This is a genomic window from Vibrio sp. 1078-1 (genome assembly GCF_033340475.1).
The window spans coordinates 1-980 of sequence record NZ_JAWOWM010000116.1 but is presented as its reverse complement, the minus strand read 5'-3'; the positions used below and the strand labels follow the sequence as shown (position 1 = coordinate 980).

1 protein-coding gene is annotated in these 980 nt (G+C 43.1%); it reads right to left on the bottom strand.

Annotated elements, in window-relative coordinates:
• Window positions 1-980 (bottom strand): S41 family peptidase (locus R7190_RS25985; RefSeq protein ID WP_318137697.1); only part of this gene is annotated, 980 nt, incomplete at both ends.

Genomic DNA, 980 nt, shown 5'->3' with positions numbered 1-980 from the left:
TTAGTAAATGGGTATACATTGTCGCCCTTCGGGAGGGTTTTCATGATCTTATCGTTGTGAATACGCCCACCACAGACACGATTTTTATCCGCGCCGCTGAGCATGTATCCCACTTGAGAAGATTGCAGCACTAAACCGCCGCCGTTGTATCGTAAATCGATAACAATTTCATCAACCTGAGCTTCTGCCAATCTATTAAAGGCGTTAATGAGCGGTGTTTGTGCGCTTGGCTCGAACGAGTTGTATTGCAGGTAACCGACTTTTTTACCGTTGTGCTCAATGACTTTCGCATTACGAACCGGAGAAGTCGCAACATCTGCGGCTTTCAGTATTACAGACTTTCTGTATCCATCTACAGTTTCAAATATAAACGAATACTCTTTATTTATTTCTGGACTAAATAGCGTGGTATTAGTCGTATTAATTTCTGCGTTGTTTGAAGTATTAACCACATCGATTGAGCCAATCTTTATTAACTTATCTCCACGAACAATACCATTTAACGCAGCTGGAGAGTTGTCTTCCGTATAAGAAATACGAACGTCTCGAGGCTCTGTCGCTTGAATGAACGACCAATTAAATCCAAACCCAGCAACCAATCCTGATTGTGAGGATTTCATTTCATCTTCATAAGGAATAGCGAAGTGAAAGCGATCTTTCGTTTTTCCAGTTGCAGTTGTTTCAGAAGTCACGAGTGAGTGGAAATAAGCAATAACACTGCTGTAAAAGCTTGGGTTTCTATCCGGTACTTCATCGTACCAAAGGTAGGTTTCATTGGTAAAAGCACGTAAAAAGAGTTTTTCTTGCAACGCTGAACCTGCTTTGTCTGGGTATGGTTGGTAACCCGCGTACGGATCTAAGCCCGTTCTTGGCGTTTCACATCGGTTGGCAAATTCGTTAGAGGTTTTACTGTAATCGCCTTGCGTCCATGCCGAATTGGTTGACGTATTGATGGATGGAGAAGCGCCGTCGCCACCACC